Source organism: Bacillus cereus group sp. BfR-BA-01309 (assembly GCF_022664315.1).
Taxonomy (GTDB): domain Bacteria; phylum Bacillota; class Bacilli; order Bacillales; family Bacillaceae_G; genus Bacillus_A; species Bacillus_A mobilis.
In genome coordinates this window covers 551,576-572,786 of sequence record NZ_JAKUHE010000002.1, presented here as the reverse complement: position 1 = coordinate 572,786, position 21,211 = coordinate 551,576, and the positions used below count along the sequence as shown (strand labels likewise).

Genomic DNA, 21,211 nt, shown 5'->3' with positions numbered 1-21,211 from the left:
GAAATGGAATGGGTATCAATCATTGGTCGGACGATGCTTTTGTATATCATCATATTAATTATTTTTCGTCTTATGGGTAAACGTGAAATTGGAGAGCTAAGTGTATTAGATTTAGTCGTATTCATTATGCTTGGTGAAATGGCTGTAGTCGCAATTGAAAATACCGATAAATCACTTTGGCACCAATTAGTTCCGATGACTTTTCTTATGTGTATACAAATCATTTTGTCAGTTATTTCGTTAAAGTATCAACGTTTTCGACATTTAATAGAAGGTGAGCCGGCTATTCTTGTAAATGCGGGAAAGATTGATGAAAAGAAAATGAGAAAGCAACGTTATAATATAGATGATTTAATGATGCAATTAAGGGAGCAGGGAGTCGGAGATGTAAGGGATGTAGAATACGCCATTTTAGAACCTTCAGGAAAGTTATCTGTCTTTCAAAAACAAAAAAGTAAAAAGAGTAAAAATGATACGCCGGTTTTTACACTCCCGTTAATTATTGATGGAGAAATCCAATCGAATCATTTACAAATGATTGAACATACAGATGAATGGCTTATTGAGAAATTAAAAAACTTAGGTTATAACGATATCAAACAAATTTTATACTGCAGCTTTCAAAATGGACAATTTTTTGTTGATGTGAAAGAAAACTAGAGGCTTACTATATGAAATAGTAAGCCTGTTTATTTCAAAAATGAAAGTTTTCGAATGATAGGGAGCCTACTTAACTCTTCTTTTCGAATGAGTTTGAAAGTGAAGAGGAGAACGATATAAACAAGTGTTGTTAAAGAGATTTCCCATAAGGTTTGTACGCCAAGTGAATGAGAAAAAATAATGTACTTATGAAGGTAAAAACCGAAGGAGCCTGCAATACCGATGGCAAGTCCGCCGAAAATGTAATCTTTCGCGTAAATGGTAAATGTAATTTTCTTTAAAACAGTAGCGTAATGAAGGAATGTTACGGTTACTATATTTGCTGCAATTGCAAGTGCAACCCCCATCATTTGAAATTCTGGCCTTGAAGCTAGTACAAAAATAACGATTAATTTCACGATTGCGCCAATAAATGTATTCATCATCGCAGCCCGTGCTAAGTTTAAAGCTTGTAAAACAGATGTAAGTGGACTTTGAAAGTAATGAAATAAAAAGCAAGGTGCAAGAAGCTGGATGAATGCTGTTGCACTATCCGATCCATACATAAGAGTTAAAATAGGAGAAGCGAATACGTATAATATAACGACTGACCACCCGCCAGTAATTAATGAGATCCGGAGAGCTTGTTGTAGGCGGTGTTCCACTAATTTATGCTGTCTTTTCGCCATCGCTTCACTAATAGATGGAACGAGTGCTGTAGAAAGGGCGTATGTAATAAAGGCTGGCAGTGAAAGAAGTGGGAAGGCATAACCGTTTAATATACCGTATTGCTGGGTTGCGACAGAGGCAGCAACGCCGGCAATCGCTAAGCTTTGCATAACGACGATAGGCTCAAAGAAATATGAAACGGAACCGATTAAACGACTCCCTGTAGTTGGAAGAGCGATATCCATAAGCGAATAAAATGTCCCTTTGCTTTCTTTTACAGTAGTGAAAAATCCAGAGCGTATAGATAAATGTTTTTCGCGCTGAAATAAAGTGAGTAAAAATAATAACGATGCAACTTCACCGAGAACGGCTGATAACATAGCACCAGCTGCAGCGTATTCTACGCCGTAAGGTAAAAATAACTGAATGCATATAGCGATAATTGTAATGCGGACAACTTGTTCTATAACTTGGGCGTAAGCACTAGGTTTCATGTTTTGTTTCCCTTGGAAATAGCCGCGTAAAACAGAAGAAACGGCAATAACAGGAACGACAGGTAAAATGGCCATTAATGGATAGTACGTTCTTTCATCAGTTAATAATGTTTTTGCTAAAATAGGTGTGAGGAGCATAATTCCAATTGTTAAAATGATACTAATAACGGATGTAACTGCTAATGATACTGTTAATATTTTTTTAACTCTTTGTTTATCATTCACAGCTTCTGCTTCTGCTACAAATTTTGCGATTGCGACAGGAAGGCCGATTTGTGTTAATGTAATTGCTAGAATGAATGTAGGAACGGCCATCATATAAAGGCCAACGCCTTCTTCTCCTAAAATACGTGCCATTACAATCCGGTTAATAAATCCAAGGATTTTGGTAATAAAGCCGGCAATCATTAAAATAAATGCGCCTTTTAAAAAGCTTTGTCTCGTCATGGTCTTCTCCTACCTTCTCAAAATCAGTGGAATGATTTACAATAATTTATATGCACGTACGAGACAAGAATGACAAGCATTTAAGAGAGTGCTCTTGAAAGTAGTTATTGCTGTCCATTAGAGCGGGATTAAAAGCGACTTTTCGTGCTGAAATAAGAAGGAGATGTTATGTATGTTAGAAAAAGAGGCTTTGGTAGAATCATACCGCGGACAGTTACAAGTCGTTTTAGAAAGCAAAGTAGAAGAGTTCCACATGTTCGGTTATGACCGAGTAACAGATGATGACATTTGGAAGTTTCTTAAAGTGAAAAAGTGGAAGAAGATAGACAGCGATGTGAGGTTATATGAATTAGTAAATGATGTATTAAGAGTAAGTGCTAATGAATATATGACTTATTTAACTGTTGAAGCATATCAAGCACCACTTTGGTCGTTTGATGAATATGAAAATAAATAACCGCCTGCAATTGGTTTGTTCTTCCTTTTGCAGTATAATGATAGGTATTGATAATGAGGAAATAATTATGTCTAAGATTATATATAAAGGGGGTAGTGAACAGAGAAAATAAATAATGAAAGTGTAGGTATTGTGAAAAACTTACCAACACAGCTAGTGATGAACTAGCAAAATTATAGAAAGGAAGTCTACTAACTAGGCGTATGCACACGTGTAAAAGTGAATCGTAAGAGATTTATTTAAAGTGTTAGTAGCAGAAAGAGGGTACATATGGCAAAGCGTGGTACGAGAATTGCCGCCTTTTTCCTCATCGTTTTATTAATCGGTGGAGTAATTGGTGCGGCAGGAAAAGACATAGCAAAAGGAATTAGTCTAGGACTAGACCTTCGCGGTGGTTTTGAAATTCTTTATGAAGTAAAGCCAGCCAAAAAAGGTGATAAAATCGACCGAGAGGCACTTGTAAGTACAGTAGGTGCTCTTGAAAATCGTGTTAATGTTCTCGGTGTAAGTGAGCCGAACATTCAAATTGAAGGACAAGATCGAATTCGCGTACAGCTTGCTGGTGTACAAGATCAGCAAAAAGCACGTGAAATGTTATCAACACAAGCAAAATTAACATTCCGTGATGTAGATGACAACCTTCTTATGGACGGAACGGATTTAAAAGGCGGCGGAGCGAAGCAAACATTTGATGAGCAAGGCCGTGCGAGCGTAGGTCTTACACTAAAAAGCGCTGAAAAATTCCGTGAAGTAACTGAAAAAATTTCAAAAATGCCACCACCAACGAATTTAATGGTAATCTGGCTAGACTTTGAAGAAGGAAAAGATTCGTATAAAGCAGAATCTGCAAAACCGAATCCGAAGTTCTTATCAGCAGCAACAGTAAGCCAAGTGTTTAACCAAGCTGAAGTATCTATCGTAGGTGGAAACTTCACAGTTGAAAGTGCGAAACAACTTTCATCTTTATTAAATGCAGGTGCACTTCCTGTTGATTTAAAAGAAATGTATTCAACATCTGTTGGGGCGAAATTTGGACAACAAGCATTAGAACAAACAATTTTCGCTAGTGCGATTGGTATCGCTCTTATTTTCTTATTTATGCTTGTATATTACCGTTTACCAGGAATTGTAGCGGTTATTATGCTAGGTCTATACATTTTTGTTACGCTACTCGTATTTAACTGGATGCATGCAGTTCTTACATTGCCAGGTATTGCGGCGTTAGTGCTCGGGGTAGGTATCGCAGTTGATGCGAATATTATTACGTACGAGAGACTGAAAGAAGAGCTGAAAATTGGTAAGTCCATGATGTCAGCATTCCGTGCTGGTAACCATCGTTCATTAGCAACAATTTTAGATGCAAACGTTACGACTCTTGCAGCAGCTGGTGTATTATTCGTTTATGGTAATAGTTCTGTAAAAGGGTTTGCAACAAGCTTAATTGTAAGTATTTTAGTTGGTTTCGTTACGAACGTATTCGGTACTCGTTTCTTACTAGGGTTACTTGTAAAGAGCCGTTACTTCGATAAAAAACCAGGATATTTCGGTGTGAAACAAAAGGATATTATTCCGTTAACAAAAGGTGTAGTACATCCACCAACGAAATTTGATCGTATTAACTTTGTAAATATCGGTCATAAATTCCTTGTCTTCTCGATTGTAGTTGTAATTGCAGGTGCAATTATACTACCAATTTTCAAATTGAATCTTGGTATTGACTTTGCGAGTGGTACACGTATCGACTTGCAATCAAAACAAGCACTTACTGTATCTGATGTTCATAAAGATTTTAAAGAATTGAAAATTGATGTGAAGGAAGAAAATATTGTACCGACTGGAGATGACAATAAAGGATTCGCAGTTCGTACATTAGGTGTTCTATCAAAAGATGAAATTGCGAAAACAAAAACATTCTTCCATGATAAATATGGTACAGATCCAAACGTAAGTACAGTTTCACCGACAATCGGTAAAGAAATTGCACGAAATGCATTTATCGCAGTATTAATCGCTTCTGCAGTTATCATTTTATACGTAAGTATTCGATTCCGCTTTACGTATGCATTATCTGCAGTACTTGCATTATTACATGACGCATTCGTTATGGTTGTTATATTTAGTATTTTCCAATTAGAGGTAGACTTAACGTTTATCGCTGCGGTATTAACAATCATCGGTTACTCTATTAATGACTCGATTGTTACATTTGATAGAAACCGTGAATTATACAAACAGAAAAAACGAGTTCGCGATATAAAAGACTTAGAAGAAATCGTAAATGCAAGTATTCGCCAAACGCTTGGTCGTTCGATTAACACCGTATTAACAGTGTTATTCCCTGTAATTGCGTTACTTATCTTCGGTAGTGAGTCATTACGTAACTTCTCGTTTGCGTTACTTGTTGGATTAGTTGTAGGTACGTACTCTTCTGTTTTCGTCGCTTCTCAAATTTGGTTAATGCTTGAAAACCGTCGTTTGAAAAAGGGCAAAAACAAGAAAAAGGTTGAGAAAGTAGAATCTGAACCGCAAGTATAAAAAAGATGATGTCTCTTTATGAGGCATCTCTTTTTTCGTTTGTGGATACAATAAGATAGCGACTTTGAAATAAAAAAATGGAAGAAAGTGGTGATGCTATCGCTATTTTTGCTACAATAAAAAGATAGGTTAAGAAAAGAAGGGATTTTAATTATGGAAAAAGATGAACGTTTTAAACAGGCCGAGTTTGGTGCTATTGTCGGGATCGTTGGTAATATTATATTAGCGATTGTAAAGGCGGTAATTGGTTATATTGGGAACAGTAAAGCGCTATTAGCGGATGCCGTGCATTCTGCATCAGATGTAATTGGTTCGCTAGCTGTACTGTTTGGATTGCGAGCAGCAAAGCAGCCGCCTGATGAAGATCATCCGTATGGTCATGGTAAAGCGGAATCGATTTCAGCTATTATTGTTGCAGTATTATTATTTATTGTGGGAATCGAGATAGCAATTTCGTCTATAAAAGCTTTTTCGCAAGAACTAGAACCACCGAAAGGAATTACGATTTTTGCTGTTGTTCTTTCGATTGTTGTGAAAGAAGGAATGTTTCAATATAAATTCCGATTAGGGAAGAGGGTAAATAGTGATGCAATTATTGCAAATGCATATGAGCACCGTTCGGATGTATTTTCTTCAATTGCAGCTTTAATCGGTATTTGTGCAGCGATTATTGGTGGTAAGTTTGGGGTAAATTGGCTTGTATATGCCGATCCAATTGCAGGATTATTTGTTTCGCTCCTTGTTGCCAAAATGGCATGGAGTATTGGTGCAGAAGCAATTCATGCAACGCTTGATCATGTTCTGCATGAGGAAGATGTTGTGCCGCTTAGAAAAGCAGTACTTCAAATAGATGGTGTGAAAAAAATCGGTTCTTTATATGCAAGGGAGCATGGCCATTACGTTATTGTTGATATTAAAGTTTCTGTAGACCCATACATTACTGTAGAAGAAGGGCACCGTATTGGAAAGCGTGTGAAAGAAACGCTGATGGAACAAGATAACGTACAAAATGTGTTTGTACATATAAATCCGTATTCTCCAAATTAAACATTATTAATATTTTGGTATATAGATATTGCATCGTAGTTTGCATTATATTGTCACCCCTTAATCTGTCTTGTATAATGAACAGGTTAAGGGGTGATTTCGTGTTACAACCGAAGACGCGTTGGAAAGAAAAAGAATATAATAATGAGCGAGTGAGTGAATTAGCAAGTAAATTACAATTATCACCACTTGTCGTTTCGTTATTCCTCGGTAGAGGACTAGATACAGAAGATAAGATTTTAGATTTTTTAAATACAGAAAATCAAGAATTTCATGATCCATTTTTATTAGAAGGAATGGATAGAACCGTAGAACGTGTAAATAAGGCGGTTCAAAATGGAGAGCAAATATTAATATTTGGTGACTACGATGCGGACGGAGTAAGTAGTACGACTGTGTTGTATCTTGCCTTACAAGAATTAGGTGCAGACGTAGAATTTTATATCCCAAACCGTTTTACAGAAGGGTATGGACCAAACGAAGAAGCATTTCGTTGGGCACATAGCGCGGGGTTCTCGCTAATTATTACTGTTGATACTGGTATCGCAGCAGTGCATGAAGCGAAGGTAGCGAAGGAGCTTGGAGTAGATCTTATTATTACGGATCATCATGAGCCACCACCGGAATTGCCAGAAGCACTTGCGATTATTCATCCGAAATTAGATGGCGGTATGTATCCGTTCCACTATTTAGCTGGTGTAGGTGTTGCATTTAAAGTTGCGCATGCACTATTAGGCCGTGTACCAGAACATTTATTAGAAATTGCAGTAATTGGTACAGTAGCCGATTTAGTATCACTTCATGGTGAGAATAGATTGCTAGTGAAGCGCGGTTTAAAACATATGCGCATGACAAAAAATATCGGACTAAAGGCGCTGTTTAAAGTTGCTAACGTATCGCAAAGTGAAATTACAGAAGAGAGCATTGGCTTCTCAATCGCACCGCGTATTAATGCAGTTGGACGTTTAGAAGATGCTACGCCGGCTGTACATCTTTTATTATCAGATGATCCGGAAGAAGCGAAAGAGTTGGCTGAAGAAATTGATGAGCTGAACAAACTGCGAAAAGATATTGTAAAGCAAATTACAGAAGAAGCTATCGCTGAAGTGGAAAATAATTTCCCGCCAGAAGACAATAAAGTACTAGTACTGGCAAAAGAAGGCTGGAATCCAGGTGTAATTGGAATTGTCGCATCTAAATTAGTTGAACGTTTTTATCGTCCAACGATTGTATTATGTATTGATCCTGTAAAAGAAACAGCAAAAGGTTCAGCACGTAGTATTGCAGGATTTGATTTGTTTGCAAACTTGTCAGATTGTAGAGAGTTATTGCCACACTTCGGAGGGCATCCAATGGCAGCGGGAATGACGCTACATATGAATGATGTAGCTGAATTGCGCCGCCGCTTAAATGAACAAGCAGAGGTAATTTTAACAGAAGAAGATTTTATCCCAATTACCGCTGTTGATGTTTTTTGTAAAGTGGAGGATGTAACACTTGCAGCAATTGAAGACATGCAAAAGTTAGCGCCATTTGGTGTTGGAAATCCAAAACCGCGTATTGCAGTGAAGGATGCAGAGCTAGAAAGTATTCGTGCAATCGGATCAGATGGCTCTCATTTGAAAATGGCTCTTCGCGATGGACAAGCGACACTGGATACAATCGGATTTGGTTTTGGTGCGTATGCGAAAGAAATTTCTCCAGTTGCAAAGGTATCTGTAATAGGAGAAGCATCTATTAATGAATGGAATAATTTTAAGAAGCCGCAATTAATGGTACAAGATATTGCTGTAGAGGCGTGGCAATTATTTGATTGGCGTAGTATGCGTAACGTAGAAGCAAATGTAGCAGAACTTCCGAAAGAAAAAATAACGATGGTGTATTTTTCTGAAGAGGTATTGAATAAATTTTCTCTAGAAGACTATAAAGAGCATATGATGCATGCATCAGAAGTAACTCATTTAGACGATCAATACATCGTGTTACTTGATTTGCCAAAAGGAACAGATGAATTAAGAAATCTATTTAAAGTTGGGTTCCCGTCGCGAATTTATACGCTATTTTATCAAGAGAATAATCATTTATTTAGTACTGTTCCAACGAGGGAACATTTTAAATGGTACTATTCGTTCTTGAGCCAAAAAGCACCATTTTCTTTAAGACAATACGGAGCACAACTCTGTCAACATAAAGGTTGGTCAAAAGATACAGTAAATTTCATGACACAGGTGTTTTTTGAGTTAGAATTTGTTACAATAAAAGATGGCGTCATTTTTATGGCAGACAAAAAACAAAAGCGTGATTTAATTGAATCGAACACATATCGTGAGAAAATGAACCACTTACAATTAGAAAAAGAATTGGTTTATAGCACATATCAGCAACTATATACATGGTTTGAAACGATTCGTAATCATAAAGAAGTAGAACAGTTAGGGTAAAGGATTTGTATTTACAAACCTTTTAGATCTGAGGAGGATTCAGAAATATGGATTTCAAGCAACATATCGCAATTGTACCGGATTATCCAAAAGAAGGTATTGTATTTAAAGACATTACACCGTTAATGAACGACGGTAAAGCATACAAAGCAGCAACAGATGCAATCGTTGAGTATGCAAAGAAAAGAGACATTGACGTTGTAGTAGGGCCAGAAGCACGTGGCTTTATTATTGGTTGCCCAGTTTCTTATGCGTTAGAAGTAGGTTTTGCACCAGTTCGTAAATTAGGGAAATTACCACGTGAAGTAATTACAGTTGACTACGGTAAAGAATATGGTAAAGATGTTTTAACAATCCATAAAGATGCAATTAAGCCAGGTCAACGCGTATTGATTACAGATGATCTATTAGCTACAGGTGGAACAATTGAAGCGACAATTAAGCTAGTTGAAGAACTTGGCGGAGTTGTAGCAGGAATTGCATTCTTAGTAGAGCTTACTTACTTAGATGGTCGTAAAATGTTAGATGGTTACGATGTATTAGTATTAGAAAAATACTAATCACTATATAGGTAAAACTACGGTGATAAGAAGTACCCGTGAATCTCTTGGAGAGGAGCGGGTACTTTTGTATAATTGCACAAAAAAACAAGGTGAAATGTCAGTAAAATCTTTTCCTTTTCACAATTCACAATCATTAGGTTATAATGATAGAATATAATTTATTCTACTTAATTAAGATAAAGTCAATTTTCAATAAAAGGTGATTCGATGGCAAATGAGCAGGTACTAACAGCTGAACAGGTACTCGAGAAAGCAAGTCAATATTTAGCAGATGAAGATATTGAGCTAGTGGCACGTGCCTATGAATATGCACGTGATGCGCATAGCGAACAATACAGAAAATCGGGTGAACCGTACATTATTCATCCAATTCAAGTTGCAGGTATTTTAGTTGATTTACACATGGATCCAGCTACAGTATCAGCAGGTTTCTTACATGATGTAGTGGAAGATACAGAAATTACATTAGAAGATATTGAACGTGAATTTAATAAAGAAATTGCTATGCTTGTCGATGGTGTAACAAAGCTCGGAAAGATTAAATATAAATCTCACGAGCAACAGCAAGCAGAAAACCATCGCAAAATGTTTATTGCAATGGCTCAAGATATTCGAGTTATTTTAATTAAACTAGCTGATCGTCTTCATAACATGCGTACATTGAAACATTTGCCTCAAGAGAAGCAGCGTCGCATTGCGAATGAAACGTTAGAAATCTTTGCACCTTTAGCACATAGACTCGGAATTAGTACTATTAAATGGGAGTTAGAGGATACGTCACTTCGCTATTTAAATCCACAGCAATACTATCGTATTGTAAATTTAATGAAGCGTAAACGTGCAGAGCGTGAAGAGTATTTAGATGAAGTAATGACTGGTATTCGTGAGAAGTTAAAAGAGGTTTCAATTCAACCTGAGATTTCTGGAAGACCAAAACATATTTATAGTATTTATCGTAAAATGGCACTGCAAAATAAACAGTTCAATGAAATTTACGATTTATTAGCTGTACGTGTCGTTGTAAATAGTATTAAAGATTGTTATGCAGTACTTGGAATTATTCATACGTGCTGGAAACCGATGCCAGGTCGTTTTAAAGATTATATTGCAATGCCGAAAGCAAATCTATATCAATCTCTTCATACGACTGTAATTGGGCCGAAAGGTGATCCGCTTGAAGTGCAAATTCGTACGAAAGAAATGCATGAGATTGCAGAATTCGGGATCGCGGCGCACTGGGCGTATAAAGAAGGAAAAACAGCAGAAACAACAGGTACATTAGAGAAGAAACTTACTTGGTTCCGTCAAATATTAGAATGGCAAAATGAAGCTTCTAATGCAGAAGAGTTTATGGAGTCATTAAAAATTGATTTATTCTCTGACATGGTATTCGTCTTTACACCTAAAGGCGATGTAATGGAATTGCCACTTGGATCTGTTCCGATTGACTTTTCGTATCGCGTGCATTCAGAGATTGGAAATAAAACAATTGGCGCAAAAGTAAATGGGAAAATGGTGACCCTTGATTATAAATTAAAAACGGGTGACATCATTGAAATTTTAACATCGAAACATTCGTATGGACCAAGTCAAGACTGGGTAAAACTTGCTCAAACATCTCATGCGAAAAACAAAATACGTCAATTCTTTAAGAAGCAACGTAGAGACGAAAATATTGAAAAGGGCCGTGAACTTGTTGAAAAAGAAGTACGTGGCTTAGAGTATGAGATGAAAGAAGTGCTAGCTCCTGACAATTTAAAACGTGTTGCTGAGAAGTTCAATTTTGCAAATGAAGAAGATATGTTTGCAGCAGTTGGATATAGCGGGATTACAGCGTCGCAAATTGTTACGCGACTAACGGACAAATTCCGTAAGCAACGTGAAGAAGAAGAAATCGTTGAAGTTAAAGAAGTTCGTAAACCGATGAAAATTCGAAAATGGGATTCTGGCGTTAAAGTAAGTGGTGCGGATAATTTATTAATTCGTTTATCAAAATGCTGTAACCCAGTACCGGGTGATGATATCGTTGGATATATTACGAAAGGCCGAGGTGTATCGATTCACCGCCGTGATTGTGTAAATGTTCATACAGAAGAAGCTATAGAACGTTTATTAGAAGTAGAGTGGGAAGGTAGCCCTGAAAAAGAAATTGAGTATAACGTTGATATTGAAATTTCAGGTTATGATCGCCGTGGTTTATTAAACGAAGTATTGCAAGCTGTTACAGAGACGAAAACGTACATTTCGGCAGTTTCTGGTAGAAGTGACCGTAATAAGATGGCGACAATTAATATGTCAATCTCTATTCGTAACTTACAGCACTTGAAAAAAGTAGTAGAACGCATTAAACGTGTTCCAGAAATTTATGCAGTACGACGCATGATGCATTAATAGGGAGTGTAGAAAAGATGAGAGTTGTTTTACAACGATCAAAAGAAGCGTCTGTCACAGTAGACGGTGAGATCGTAGGACAAATTCCGTTCGGTTTAACATTACTAGTTGGCATTACGCATGAAGATACAGAAAAAGATGCAACTTACATTGCAGAAAAAATTGCGAACTTACGTATTTTTGAAGATGAGAGCGGAAAGATGAACCATTCTGTACTTGATGTAGAAGGACAAGTTCTATCAATTTCGCAGTTCACATTATACGGAGATTGCCGCAAGGGAAGACGTCCAAACTTTATGGATGCTGCCAAACCTGACTATGCAGAGCGCTTATACGATTTCTTTAATGAGGAAGTTCGTAAGCAAGGATTGCATGTAGAAACAGGGACATTTGGAGCAATGATGGATGTTTCTTTAATCAATGATGGTCCGGTGACCTTAATTGTGGATAGTAAATAGTGTTGCTTAAGAAGAGAGGATGATATCATCCTCTCTTTTTTATACATTGTTGTATGTTTTGTTCATTTATCACGCTATTTGTGGACAGTGAACCCCACGGATGAAAGGATTACCTTCTTTGGAACCAATAGCTTTTTTGTTTATGTATAACTCTCTCATCAATATGGAACAATAAAAAGTAAAACATCCATATTGAATGTGAGGGATATACGTATGCGTATGAATGAAAAAGGGCATTCTGTTACAAATGGTGCAAATCAATTGTTTAACGTGAATTTTCATGATTTTATTTCAAAAGAGCAAAACAATACTTCAATGGAGCTCGCTTCTGAGTTTGGAATTTCTCTTCAAGATGTAAAGCGTCTAAAGAAGCAGATTGAACGCTCTTAGAGTACTTGACAATCCTACTCAACAAACGTATAGTAATTTTATATTTACATATGAATATAACCGTTGATAGAGAAGAGTAAATGAGACACACATGGCAAGAGAAGAAATGTCTTAGGCTGAAAACATTTCTACATGATGACTGATTGAATGACACTCTAGAGGTTTCAACTTGAACGGCGTATATGCTTAGTAGGGATGAACGCACATTTAAGCGTTATTAAAAAAGTGGAAGCATTCGTGCTTCAATTAGGGTGGCACCACGGGTATAATACTCTCGTCCCTACTGTTCAAACAGTAGAGGCGGGAGTTTTTTTATTTTTATTAAGATTAAAACAATTTGAGGAGGAACTGAATATGTCTATTCAAATCCCACGCGGAACGCAAGATATTCTTCCAGGCACTGTTGAGTTATGGCAGTATATCGAAGGGCAAGCACGCGAAATTTGCCGTCGTTACAATTATAAAGAAATTCGTACACCAATTTTTGAACACACTGAGCTATTTTTACGTGGTGTTGGTGATACGACAGATATCGTACAAAAAGAAATGTACTCATTCCAAGATCGTGGAGAGCGTAGTTTAACATTACGTCCAGAAGGTACTGCACCTGTTGTACGTTCTTACGTTGAAAACAAAATGTTCGGTGACGCAACACAACCAACGAAATTATACTATATCGGCCAAATGTTCCGTTACGAAAGACCACAAGCAGGTCGCTATCGTCAATTCGTACAATTCGGTATTGAAGCAATCGGTAGTAACGATCCTGCAATTGATGCAGAAGTAATTGCACTTGCTGTAGAGTTTTACCGCGGCATGGGCTTAAAAAATATTAAAGTTGTATTAAACAGCTTAGGTGATGCAGCGAGCCGTCAAGCGCACCGTGATGCGTTAATCGCACACTTCGAGCCACGTATCGGCGAGTTCTGTTCTGACTGTCAATCTCGTTTAGAAAAGAACCCTCTTCGTATTTTAGATTGTAAGAAGGACCGTAACCATGAATTAATGGGAACAGCACCATCTATTACAGAATACTTAAACGAAGATTCAGCAGTGTACTATGACAAAGTTCAAGAGCTATTAACGATGATGGATGTTCCATTTGAAAAAGATCCGAACTTAGTACGTGGTTTAGACTACTACCAACATACTGTTTTTGAAATTATGAGTGAAGCAGAAGGTTTCGGTGCTATCACAACATTAAGCGGTGGCGGCCGTTATAACGGACTTGTACAAGAAATCGGTGGACCAGAAATGCCAGGTATCGGTTTTGCGATGAGTATTGAACGTTTAATTATGGCGCTAAAAGCTGAAAACATTGAATTACCAATTGAACATAGTATCGATTGTTACGTTGTAGCTCTTGGTGAAAAAGCAAAAGACCATGCTGCAAAAGTTGCGTTTGATCTTCGTAAAGCTGGATTATCAGTTGAAAAAGATTATTTAGATCGCAAAATGAAAGCACAATTTAAATCAGCAGATCGTCTAAAAGCGAAATTTGTAGCTGTATTAGGGGAAGATGAGCTAGATAAAGGCATCATTAACTTAAAAGATATGGCAACAGGCGAACAAGAAGAAGTAGCATTAGATGTATTTGCTTCATACGTAGCAGAGAAATTAATATAGGGGGAACTTACAGTGGCTGAAAGAACACATGCATGTGGAAAAGTAACAGTAGAAGCAGTTGGACAAACAGTTCAATTAAAAGGTTGGGTACAAAAACGCCGTGATTTAGGTGGATTAATCTTTATCGACTTACGTGACCGTACAGGTATCGTACAAGTTGTATTTAACCCAGAAACATCAAAAGAAGCGCTAGAAGTAGCAGAAACAATTCGTAGCGAGTACGTATTACACGTAGAAGGTACAGTTGTTGAGCGTGGTGAAGGCGCAATTAATGACAATATGGCAACTGGTCGTATTGAAGTACAAGCAACGAAAGTAAACGTATTAAATGCAGCGAAAACAACGCCAATCATTATTGCTGATGATACAGATGCATCAGAAGATGTGCGTTTAAAATATCGTTATTTAGACTTACGTCGTCCTGTAATGTTTAACACATTCAAAATGCGTCACGACGTAACGAAAACAATTCGTAACTTCTTAGACACAGAAGATTTCTTAGAAGTGGAAACACCAATTTTAACGAAGAGCACACCAGAAGGAGCTCGTGACTATTTAGTACCAAGTCGTGTACATGATGGTGAATTCTATGCATTACCACAGTCTCCACAGTTATTTAAACAGCTTCTTATGGTCGGCGGATTTGAGCGTTACTATCAAGTAGCACGTTGTTTCCGTGACGAAGATTTACGTGCAGACCGTCAACCAGAATTCACGCAAATCGATATCGAAGCTTCATTCTTAACACAAGATGAAATTTTAGATATGATGGAGCGCATGATGACGAAAGTTATGAAGGATGCAAAAGGTGTAGAAGTGAGTGCACCATTCCCTCGTATGAAATACGCTGATGCAATGGCTCGTTACGGTTCCGATAAGCCAGATACACGCTTTGAAATGGAACTAACAGACCTATCTGAATTTGCAGCAGGTTGTGGATTTAAAGTATTTACAAGTGCTGTAGAAAGCGGCGGACAAGTAAAAGCAATTAATGCAAAAGGTGCTGCGAGCAAATACTCTCGTAAAGATATTGATGCATTAACTGAATTCGTAAAAGTATACGGTGCAAAAGGTCTAGCTTGGCTTAAAGTTGAAGAAGACGGCTTAAAAGGACCGATTGCGAAATTCTTCGGTGAAGAAGAAGCAAACGCGTTAATGGCTACATTAGAAGCTACTGCTGGCGATTTATTACTATTCGTAGCAGATAAGAAAAGCGTTGTTGCAGATAGCTTAGGTGCACTTCGTTTACGTCTAGGTAAAGAGCTTGAGTTAATTGACGAAAGTAAATTTAACTTCCTATGGGTAACTGATTGGCCACTTCTTGAGTACGATGAAGATGCAGATCGTTACTTCGCAGCTCACCACCCATTCACAATGCCGTTCCGTGAAGACGTTGAGCTATTAGAAACAGCACCAGAAAAAGCACGTGCACAAGCATATGACCTTGTATTAAACGGTTATGAGCTTGGTGGTGGATCACTTCGTATTTACGAGCGTGACGTACAAGAAAAAATGTTCAAAGCACTTGGATTCTCACAAGAAGAAGCACAAGAGCAATTCGGATTCTTATTAGAAGCATTCGAATACGGTACGCCACCACACGGCGGTATCGCATTAGGTTTAGACCGTCTTGTTATGTTACTTGCAGGCCGTACGAACCTTCGTGATACAATTGCATTCCCGAAAACAGCAAGCGCAAGCTGCTTATTAACAGAAGCTCCAAGCCCAGTTGCAGAAGCACAGCTTGAAGAGTTAAGCTTAAAATTGAGCGTGAAAGAAGAGAAGTAAGAGAAGTAAAAATAAGGTCTAGATGGTTATACTAATACCATCTAGACTTTTTTAATGGATAATTGAGAGAAGAGGTAAAAGCGCGGTTTACACTATGCTTTCCTTCTCGAAATATGTATTTTTAGGAATTCTATAACTTTTTCTATACAAATAGTCGGAAAAACGCTAGAATACATGGTAGACCATTTTTGTAATAGGAGTGTAGAGCTGAATGTTACATCAATTTTCACGTAATGAATTAGCCTTCGGTAAAGAAGGACTTGAAATATTAAAAAATAGTACAGTCGGTATTTTAGGAATTGGCGGCGTAGGGTCATTTTCGGCAGAGGCGTTAGCGCGTTCTGGCGTTGGGCGTCTTGTATTAGTTGATAAAGACGTTGTAGATATTACAAATGTAAACCGTCAAATTCACGCGTTAGTATCTACTGTAGGACGTTCAAAAGTAGAATTAATGAAAGAGCGTATCGCAGATATTAATCCAGAGTGTGAAGTAATTGGACTAGAAATGTTTTATACTGATGAAACATATGAAGAGTTTTTCAAACATGGCTTGGATTTCGTAGTAGATGCATCTGATACGATTACGTTCAAAATTCATTTAATTAAACAATGTTTACGTCGTAAAATTAAAATTATCTCATGTATGGGTGCGGCAAATAAAATGGACCCAACTCGTTTCCGTATTGCGGACATCTCTAAAACACATACAGATCCAATTGCGAAAGTAATTCGTACGAAGCTTCGTAAAGAGGGTATTAAAAAAGGTGTAAAAGTTGTCTTCTCTGACGAAAACCCAATCGTAATTCGTGAAGAAGTACGTAAAGAAATCGTACCAGACGAAAATGCAAAAATTCGTAAAGCGAAATTACCACCTTCATCAAATGCATTCGTACCATCTGTGGCAGGCTTAATTATGGCAAGTCACGTTGTACGTGAACGCATTAAAAACGTAGAAGTGAAACGTGTAGGGCAAGAATAAAGTAAAAGCATATATCCATTTCGGATATATGCTTTTTTACATGTATTAAAGAAATATGGATATTTGCATTACTACTAGTTCAAATGTAAGTAAAGCTAGTAAGTAATGATCATATTTATCTGATGTATAGGCGGACGTCTTTTTTAAGCTGTTAATGGTGAAAAGAGCTAAAGTTAGGACGAGAACACCGAGTGTTATTTTGAAGACTATTAATGAAATAGTAACCATCTCCCTTAAAAGATATATGTTTATAATAACATTTTAGTAAAAAATATCCAATTAATATCGGGAGTTTTCTTGTATGACAGGCAGGCATATTTCGTCAATTTTTGTCGGTAAATCGATGTAATTTCGTGTACCAATATACTCTTTAACGAAGAAAAACAAGGATGTCACTTAGTCAAAGAAGTGACATCCTTTTTCTAATTCTCTGCAGAATATATAATATCTAAATTTCCATTTTGATCTGTCTTGAAAATGGGAGCAATCTGTTCTTCTTGTTCTTCAACTGAAACGAGTTTTCGAGCACGGTCCATAATTCTAACAAGCATTGCATAATCTTCTTCGATTGCTTGTTGTTTTTTTGAGAGTACCGCTAATTTTGCTTCGAGTTCATGATTCATTTTTTGCAGGGATGTGAGCTGAGCCTGTAATACTTCATTTTCAGTTTGTAACTTTGCGAGTGAAGGGTTGGTATGCTCTAAGTTTTGCAAAAATGAAATGACACTTTGCATTGTAAGTTCTTGTTTATTTGGCGTAATATCTTCTGAAAACTCGGCGTCGATTACGAGTTGTTTCGTTTGCGTGAAATGCTCTTTTTCTATTTTAGCTTCAGAGCGTTTTAATTCTTTACGTTGTTTTTTTGCAAGTTGCACCGCATCTTCGTAATTCGGTCGTACTTCAGCATTCCATCTAAAGCCGCAAGCTGCTGAAGTGCGGTTCAATGTATCGCCGACTTCATCGAATGCTTTTATTTGTGTACTGCCGCTGCGAATATGTCGTAAAACAGTTTCTGCTAAAAGGAGATCGTCTTCTTTTGTCCATGCATCTTGACGTGTTTTCATAAGCGAAGCCTCCATAATGGTGACGTTTTCGCTTATGTTACCCTTTATTTTTCGTTTTATTCGAACTTTGTAATCTTTCATATACAGTAGAAAGTGCTTGCTCAAATTTCCCTGTCGTTTTCGGTTTATAATATTGTTTGTTTTTAATTTTATCAGGTAAGTATTGTTGTTGTACCCAGCCATTTGGATTGTCGTGTGGATATAAGTATCCAATGCCTCTGCCAAGTGATTCTGCGCCTTTGTAATGACTATCTTTTAAATGACTTGGGATGTCGCCTGTTTGACCGTTACGTAAATCGTGTAGTGCAGCATCAAGTGCTTTATAAGCTGAGTTTGATTTTGGTGATAGACAAAGCTCGATAACAGCATTTGCAAGTGGTATACGTGCCTCTGGGAACCCAACTCGTTCGGCTGATTCTATGGCTGCTAGTGTACGTGGTCCGGCTTGTGGGCTAGCAAGTCCGATATCTTCATATGCCATAATAAGAAGCCGTCTACCAATGCTTTGTAAATCACCAGCTTCAATAAGGCGTGCTAAATAATGAAGTGCTGCATTTACATCACTTCCGCGTACCGATTTTTGAAATGCCGATAATACGTCATAATGAGCATCTCCACCTTTGTCGTGAACGAAGCTCTTTTTTTGTAAGCATTCTTCTGCGATTTCTAGCGTAATTTCCGCAGCTTTGTCATCTGTTGTAAAGCTAGATAAAACAGCTAGTTCAAGTGCATTATAAGCGGAACGCATATCTCCGCCTGATGCATTTGCAAAGTGATGTAATGCTTCAGGTGTAACGGTTACATCATATTCCCCAAGACCTTTTTCTTTATCTTCAAGTGCTCGTTTTAAGCCAATTAAAAGATCATCTTCTGTCAATGCGTGTAATTCGAAGATTTGACAACGACTTCGAATAGCAGAATTAATAGCATGGAACGGATTACTCGTCGTTGCACCAATTAAGGTAAGGAGTCCGCTTTCTAAATGAGGTAATAGAAAATCCTGTTTTGCTTTATCTAGACGGTGTACTTCATCTAAAATTAAAACGAGGTGTCGATGCATCTTTGCCTCTTGTACGACAACTTCCATATCTTTTTTATTATGAGTAACAGCGTTTAATAGGCGAAAAGGGGTTCCGGTACTTCCTGCAATTGCGCTCGCAATGGATGTTTTTCCAGTGCCTGGAGGACCGTATAAAATCATAGATTGAAAATGATTTGCTTGGACCATTCGCCATAAAATTTTTCCTTCACCAACTAAATGTTGTTGTCCGATAATTTCTTGAATATTTGTAGGGCGCATTCGATGTGCGAGTGGTTGTTTCATTTTTACCGTCTCCCTTAATGTATAATCTCTTTCTATCGTATCATTTTTTTTAGTGGAATTTGAAATAGGATGCCGTTTTGTGGGAAAAATGAATATTAATATTTTCATTTTTCTTTCAATTGTAATAATTTCCGAGTTTTTCAATGTGATTTTATGTTATCATTTTGATACACAAGTTGAAATTTCTTATAATACTATATTATGCTATAATTTCATAGGATTTTAAATTGTGTTCTTTTATAAATAAGATATAACCAATAGAAGTGAAAATTTGAAAAGAGGTGCAAAATAGATGAAGATTTCAACGAAAGGCCGCTACGGCTTAACAATTATGATCGATCTTGCAAAAAAGTTTGGTGAAGGTCCGATTTCCTTAAAATCAATTGCGCAGGCACATGACTTATCGGAACATTACTTAGAGCAATTAATTTCACCACTTCGTAACGCTCGTCTAGTAAAGAGTACGCGCGGGGCATATGGCGGATATGTATTGTCAGATCAGCCAGCTAACATTACAGCTGGGGATGTAATCCGTGTACTAGAGGGGCCAATTAGTGTTGTAGAAATGATAGAAGAAGAAGAACCAGCACAACGCCAATTATGGATGCGTGTTCGTGATGCGGTGCAAGAAGTGTTAGATAGTACAACATTAGAAGATTTAGTACGTTATGAGGAAGAAAATCACGGGGGCTATATGTTTTACATTTAATTCCTTGTGAAACGATTTGGAAAGAAGGAGATTTAATGGAACGCATTTACTTAGATCATGCTGCGACATCTCCGACTCACCCAGAAGTGGTCGAAAAGATGATTCCATATATGACAGAAACATTCGGGAACCCGTCTAGTATTCACTTTTATGGACGTCAAACGCGCCATGCAGTAGATGAGGCGAGACGTGTGTGTGCACGTAGCATTCATGCGAATCCGAATGAAATTATATTTACGAGTGGTGGTACAGAAGCTGATAATTTAGCACTTATCGGTGTAGCACGTGCGAATCGTCATAAAGGTAACCATATTATAACGACGCAAATTGAACATCACGCAATTTTGCATACGTGTGAATTGTTAGAGCGTGAAGGGTTTGAAGTCACATATTTACCTGTTGATGAAACAGGACGCGTTCAAGTTTCTGACATACAAAAGGCATTAACAGAAGAGACAATTCTCGTATCCGTTATGTTTGGGAATAATGAAGTTGGAACGATGCAATCAATTGTGGAAATAGGTAAGCTGTTAAAAGAGCATCAAGCTTATTTCCATACAGATGCGGTACAAGCTTACGGATTAGTAGAAATAGATGTGAAAGAGTTTGGCATTGATTTATTATCGATTTCAGCTCATAAAATTAACGGGCCAAAAGGTGTAGGGTTCCTATTCGCTGGTGCAAATGTGAAATTTGAACCGTTATTAATAGGCGGGGAGCAAGAAAGAAAACGCCGTGCTGGTACTGAAAATGTACCGAGTATCGTTGGTTTACAGCAAGCAATTTTGCTAGCTGTAAAAACTCGTGAGCAAAAAAATGCCCAATATGAAGAGTTTAAAGATATAATGGTATCTGTCTTCAAAAATGAAGACATTACTTTCGAGGTAAACGGAAACTTAGAATATCGCTTACCGCATGTGCTTAATATTAGTTTTACAGGAATGAACATTGAACCGTTTCTTGTGAACTTAGACTTAGCTGGCATTGCGGTATCAAGTGGTTCTGCTTGTACAGCTGGTTCGATTGATCCATCACATGTATTAGTAGCGATGTTCGGAAAAGACTCCGATCAAATACGTTCATCCGTACGCTTTAGTTTCGGACTTGGAAATACGAAAGAGCAAATTGAGAAAGCGGCGTACGAAACAGTGAAAATCGTGAAGCGATTAACACAAAATTAGCATAGGAGG

At 37.5% G+C, this 21,211-nt stretch carries 17 protein-coding genes and 1 other annotated feature; of the genes, 14 read left to right on the top strand and 3 right to left on the bottom strand.

Features of this window, described 5'->3' with window-relative positions; genetic code table 11:
* Window positions 1-3 precede the first annotated feature (3 nt).
* The gene (locus MR115_RS06615; protein WP_061677196.1) at window positions 4-660 is read left to right on the top strand and encodes a DUF421 domain-containing protein; all 657 of its coding nucleotides are present in this window, start codon (window positions 4-6) and stop codon (window positions 658-660) included.
* Window positions 661-689: 29 nt separating this feature from the next.
* Here MR115_RS06615 and spoVB read toward each other — a convergent pair whose 3' ends face one another.
* Window positions 690-2,249, bottom strand: coding sequence for a stage V sporulation protein B (gene spoVB / locus MR115_RS06610; protein WP_097818263.1), 1,560 nt, complete (start codon window positions 2,247-2,249; stop codon window positions 690-692).
* Window positions 2,250-2,421: 172 nt separating this feature from the next.
* Here spoVB and MR115_RS06605 point away from each other — a divergent pair, with 172 nt between their 5' ends.
* From MR115_RS06605 to MR115_RS06555, 11 genes are all read left to right on the top strand, one after another.
* Complete coding sequence (locus MR115_RS06605; protein ID WP_000890213.1) at window positions 2,422-2,706, top strand: post-transcriptional regulator; 285 nt, start codon at window positions 2,422-2,424, stop codon at window positions 2,704-2,706.
* A 270-nt stretch (window positions 2,707-2,976) separates the two neighbouring features.
* Window positions 2,977-5,241 carry a protein translocase subunit SecDF gene (gene secDF, locus MR115_RS06600; RefSeq protein WP_242240526.1) on the top strand — a complete coding sequence of 755 codons (2,265 nt, stop codon included), beginning with the start codon at window positions 2,977-2,979 and terminating at the stop codon, window positions 5,239-5,241.
* 153 nt (window positions 5,242-5,394) lie between these two features.
* Entirely contained in the window at window positions 5,395-6,288 is an 894-nt protein-coding gene (locus tag MR115_RS06595) for a cation diffusion facilitator family transporter (RefSeq protein ID WP_242240524.1), read from the top strand.
* 101 nt (window positions 6,289-6,389) lie between these two features.
* A complete protein-coding gene (gene recJ / locus MR115_RS06590; protein ID WP_242240522.1) occupies window positions 6,390-8,729 on the top strand; it encodes a single-stranded-DNA-specific exonuclease RecJ in 2,340 nt (779 codons plus the stop codon).
* A gap of 47 nt (window positions 8,730-8,776) precedes the next feature.
* On the top strand, window positions 8,777-9,289 hold the full coding sequence (locus MR115_RS06585; RefSeq protein ID WP_000346221.1) for an adenine phosphoribosyltransferase: 513 nt from the start codon (window positions 8,777-8,779) through the stop codon (window positions 9,287-9,289).
* 210 nt (window positions 9,290-9,499) lie between these two features.
* Entirely contained in the window at window positions 9,500-11,683 is a 2,184-nt protein-coding gene (gene relA / locus MR115_RS06580) for a GTP diphosphokinase (RefSeq protein WP_001262800.1), read from the top strand.
* Between the two features lie 17 nt (window positions 11,684-11,700).
* The gene (locus tag MR115_RS06575; protein WP_001266958.1) at window positions 11,701-12,141 is read left to right on the top strand and encodes a D-tyrosyl-tRNA(Tyr) deacylase; all 441 of its coding nucleotides are present in this window, start codon (window positions 11,701-11,703) and stop codon (window positions 12,139-12,141) included.
* Between the two features lie 213 nt (window positions 12,142-12,354).
* A complete protein-coding gene (locus MR115_RS06570) occupies window positions 12,355-12,531 on the top strand; it encodes a hypothetical protein (protein ID WP_001242605.1) in 177 nt (58 codons plus the stop codon).
* A gap of 54 nt (window positions 12,532-12,585) precedes the next feature.
* Window positions 12,586-12,816: a binding site (T-box leader), on the top strand.
* 69 nt (window positions 12,817-12,885) lie between these two features.
* Window positions 12,886-14,157 (top strand): histidine--tRNA ligase, encoded by a 1,272-nt coding sequence (gene hisS, locus MR115_RS06565; RefSeq protein WP_033656406.1) that lies wholly within the window; start codon window positions 12,886-12,888, stop codon window positions 14,155-14,157.
* A gap of 12 nt (window positions 14,158-14,169) precedes the next feature.
* On the top strand, window positions 14,170-15,945 hold the full coding sequence (gene aspS, locus MR115_RS06560; RefSeq protein WP_242240519.1) for an aspartate--tRNA ligase: 1,776 nt from the start codon (window positions 14,170-14,172) through the stop codon (window positions 15,943-15,945).
* A gap of 211 nt (window positions 15,946-16,156) precedes the next feature.
* A complete protein-coding gene (locus tag MR115_RS06555; protein ID WP_000903182.1) occupies window positions 16,157-16,924 on the top strand; it encodes a tRNA threonylcarbamoyladenosine dehydratase in 768 nt (255 codons plus the stop codon).
* A 422-nt stretch (window positions 16,925-17,346) separates the two neighbouring features.
* On the opposite strand, the gene MR115_RS06550 is transcribed toward MR115_RS06555, so the two are convergent.
* Together MR115_RS06550 and MR115_RS06545 are read right to left on the bottom strand one after the other, a co-directional pair.
* Entirely contained in the window at window positions 17,347-17,988 is a 642-nt protein-coding gene (locus MR115_RS06550; protein ID WP_073516589.1) for an RsfA family transcriptional regulator, read from the bottom strand.
* Window positions 17,989-18,025: 37 nt separating this feature from the next.
* Window positions 18,026-19,312, bottom strand: a complete 1,287-nt coding sequence (locus MR115_RS06545; protein WP_000812939.1) for a replication-associated recombination protein A — start codon at window positions 19,310-19,312, stop codon at window positions 18,026-18,028.
* 292 nt (window positions 19,313-19,604) lie between these two features.
* On the opposite strand from MR115_RS06545, the gene cymR reads away from it, so the two are divergent.
* Complete coding sequence (gene cymR / locus MR115_RS06540; RefSeq protein WP_000704116.1) at window positions 19,605-20,021, top strand: cysteine metabolism transcriptional regulator CymR; 417 nt, start codon at window positions 19,605-19,607, stop codon at window positions 20,019-20,021.
* Between the two features lie 35 nt (window positions 20,022-20,056).
* Window positions 20,057-21,202 (top strand): cysteine desulfurase family protein, encoded by a 1,146-nt coding sequence (locus MR115_RS06535; RefSeq protein ID WP_242240516.1) that lies wholly within the window; start codon window positions 20,057-20,059, stop codon window positions 21,200-21,202.
* The last annotated feature ends 9 nt before the right edge of the window (window positions 21,203-21,211 follow it).

What these genes read in the sequence shown, in the direction of transcription:
- MR115_RS06615 (WP_061677196.1), top strand. Translation starts at nt 4, where the DNA reads ATGGAATGGGTATCAATCATTGGTCGGACGATGCTTTTGTATATCATC.
- spoVB (WP_097818263.1), bottom strand. Translation starts at nt 2,249, where the DNA reads ATGACGAGACAAAGCTTTTTAAAAGGCGCATTTATTTTAATGATTGCC.
- MR115_RS06605 (WP_000890213.1), top strand. Translation starts at nt 2,422, where the DNA reads ATGTTAGAAAAAGAGGCTTTGGTAGAATCATACCGCGGACAGTTACAA.
- secDF (WP_242240526.1), top strand. Translation starts at nt 2,977, where the DNA reads ATGGCAAAGCGTGGTACGAGAATTGCCGCCTTTTTCCTCATCGTTTTA.
- MR115_RS06595 (WP_242240524.1), top strand. Translation starts at nt 5,395, where the DNA reads ATGGAAAAAGATGAACGTTTTAAACAGGCCGAGTTTGGTGCTATTGTC.
- MR115_RS06585 (WP_000346221.1), top strand. Translation starts at nt 8,777, where the DNA reads ATGGATTTCAAGCAACATATCGCAATTGTACCGGATTATCCAAAAGAA.
- relA (WP_001262800.1), top strand. Translation starts at nt 9,500, where the DNA reads ATGGCAAATGAGCAGGTACTAACAGCTGAACAGGTACTCGAGAAAGCA.
- MR115_RS06575 (WP_001266958.1), top strand. Translation starts at nt 11,701, where the DNA reads ATGAGAGTTGTTTTACAACGATCAAAAGAAGCGTCTGTCACAGTAGAC.
- MR115_RS06570 (WP_001242605.1), top strand. Translation starts at nt 12,355, where the DNA reads ATGCGTATGAATGAAAAAGGGCATTCTGTTACAAATGGTGCAAATCAA.
- hisS (WP_033656406.1), top strand. Translation starts at nt 12,886, where the DNA reads ATGTCTATTCAAATCCCACGCGGAACGCAAGATATTCTTCCAGGCACT.
- MR115_RS06555 (WP_000903182.1), top strand. Translation starts at nt 16,157, where the DNA reads ATGTTACATCAATTTTCACGTAATGAATTAGCCTTCGGTAAAGAAGGA.
- MR115_RS06550 (WP_073516589.1), bottom strand. Translation starts at nt 17,988, where the DNA reads ATGAAAACACGTCAAGATGCATGGACAAAAGAAGACGATCTCCTTTTA.
- MR115_RS06545 (WP_000812939.1), bottom strand. Translation starts at nt 19,312, where the DNA reads ATGAAACAACCACTCGCACATCGAATGCGCCCTACAAATATTCAAGAA.
- cymR (WP_000704116.1), top strand. Translation starts at nt 19,605, where the DNA reads ATGAAGATTTCAACGAAAGGCCGCTACGGCTTAACAATTATGATCGAT.
- MR115_RS06535 (WP_242240516.1), top strand. Translation starts at nt 20,057, where the DNA reads ATGGAACGCATTTACTTAGATCATGCTGCGACATCTCCGACTCACCCA.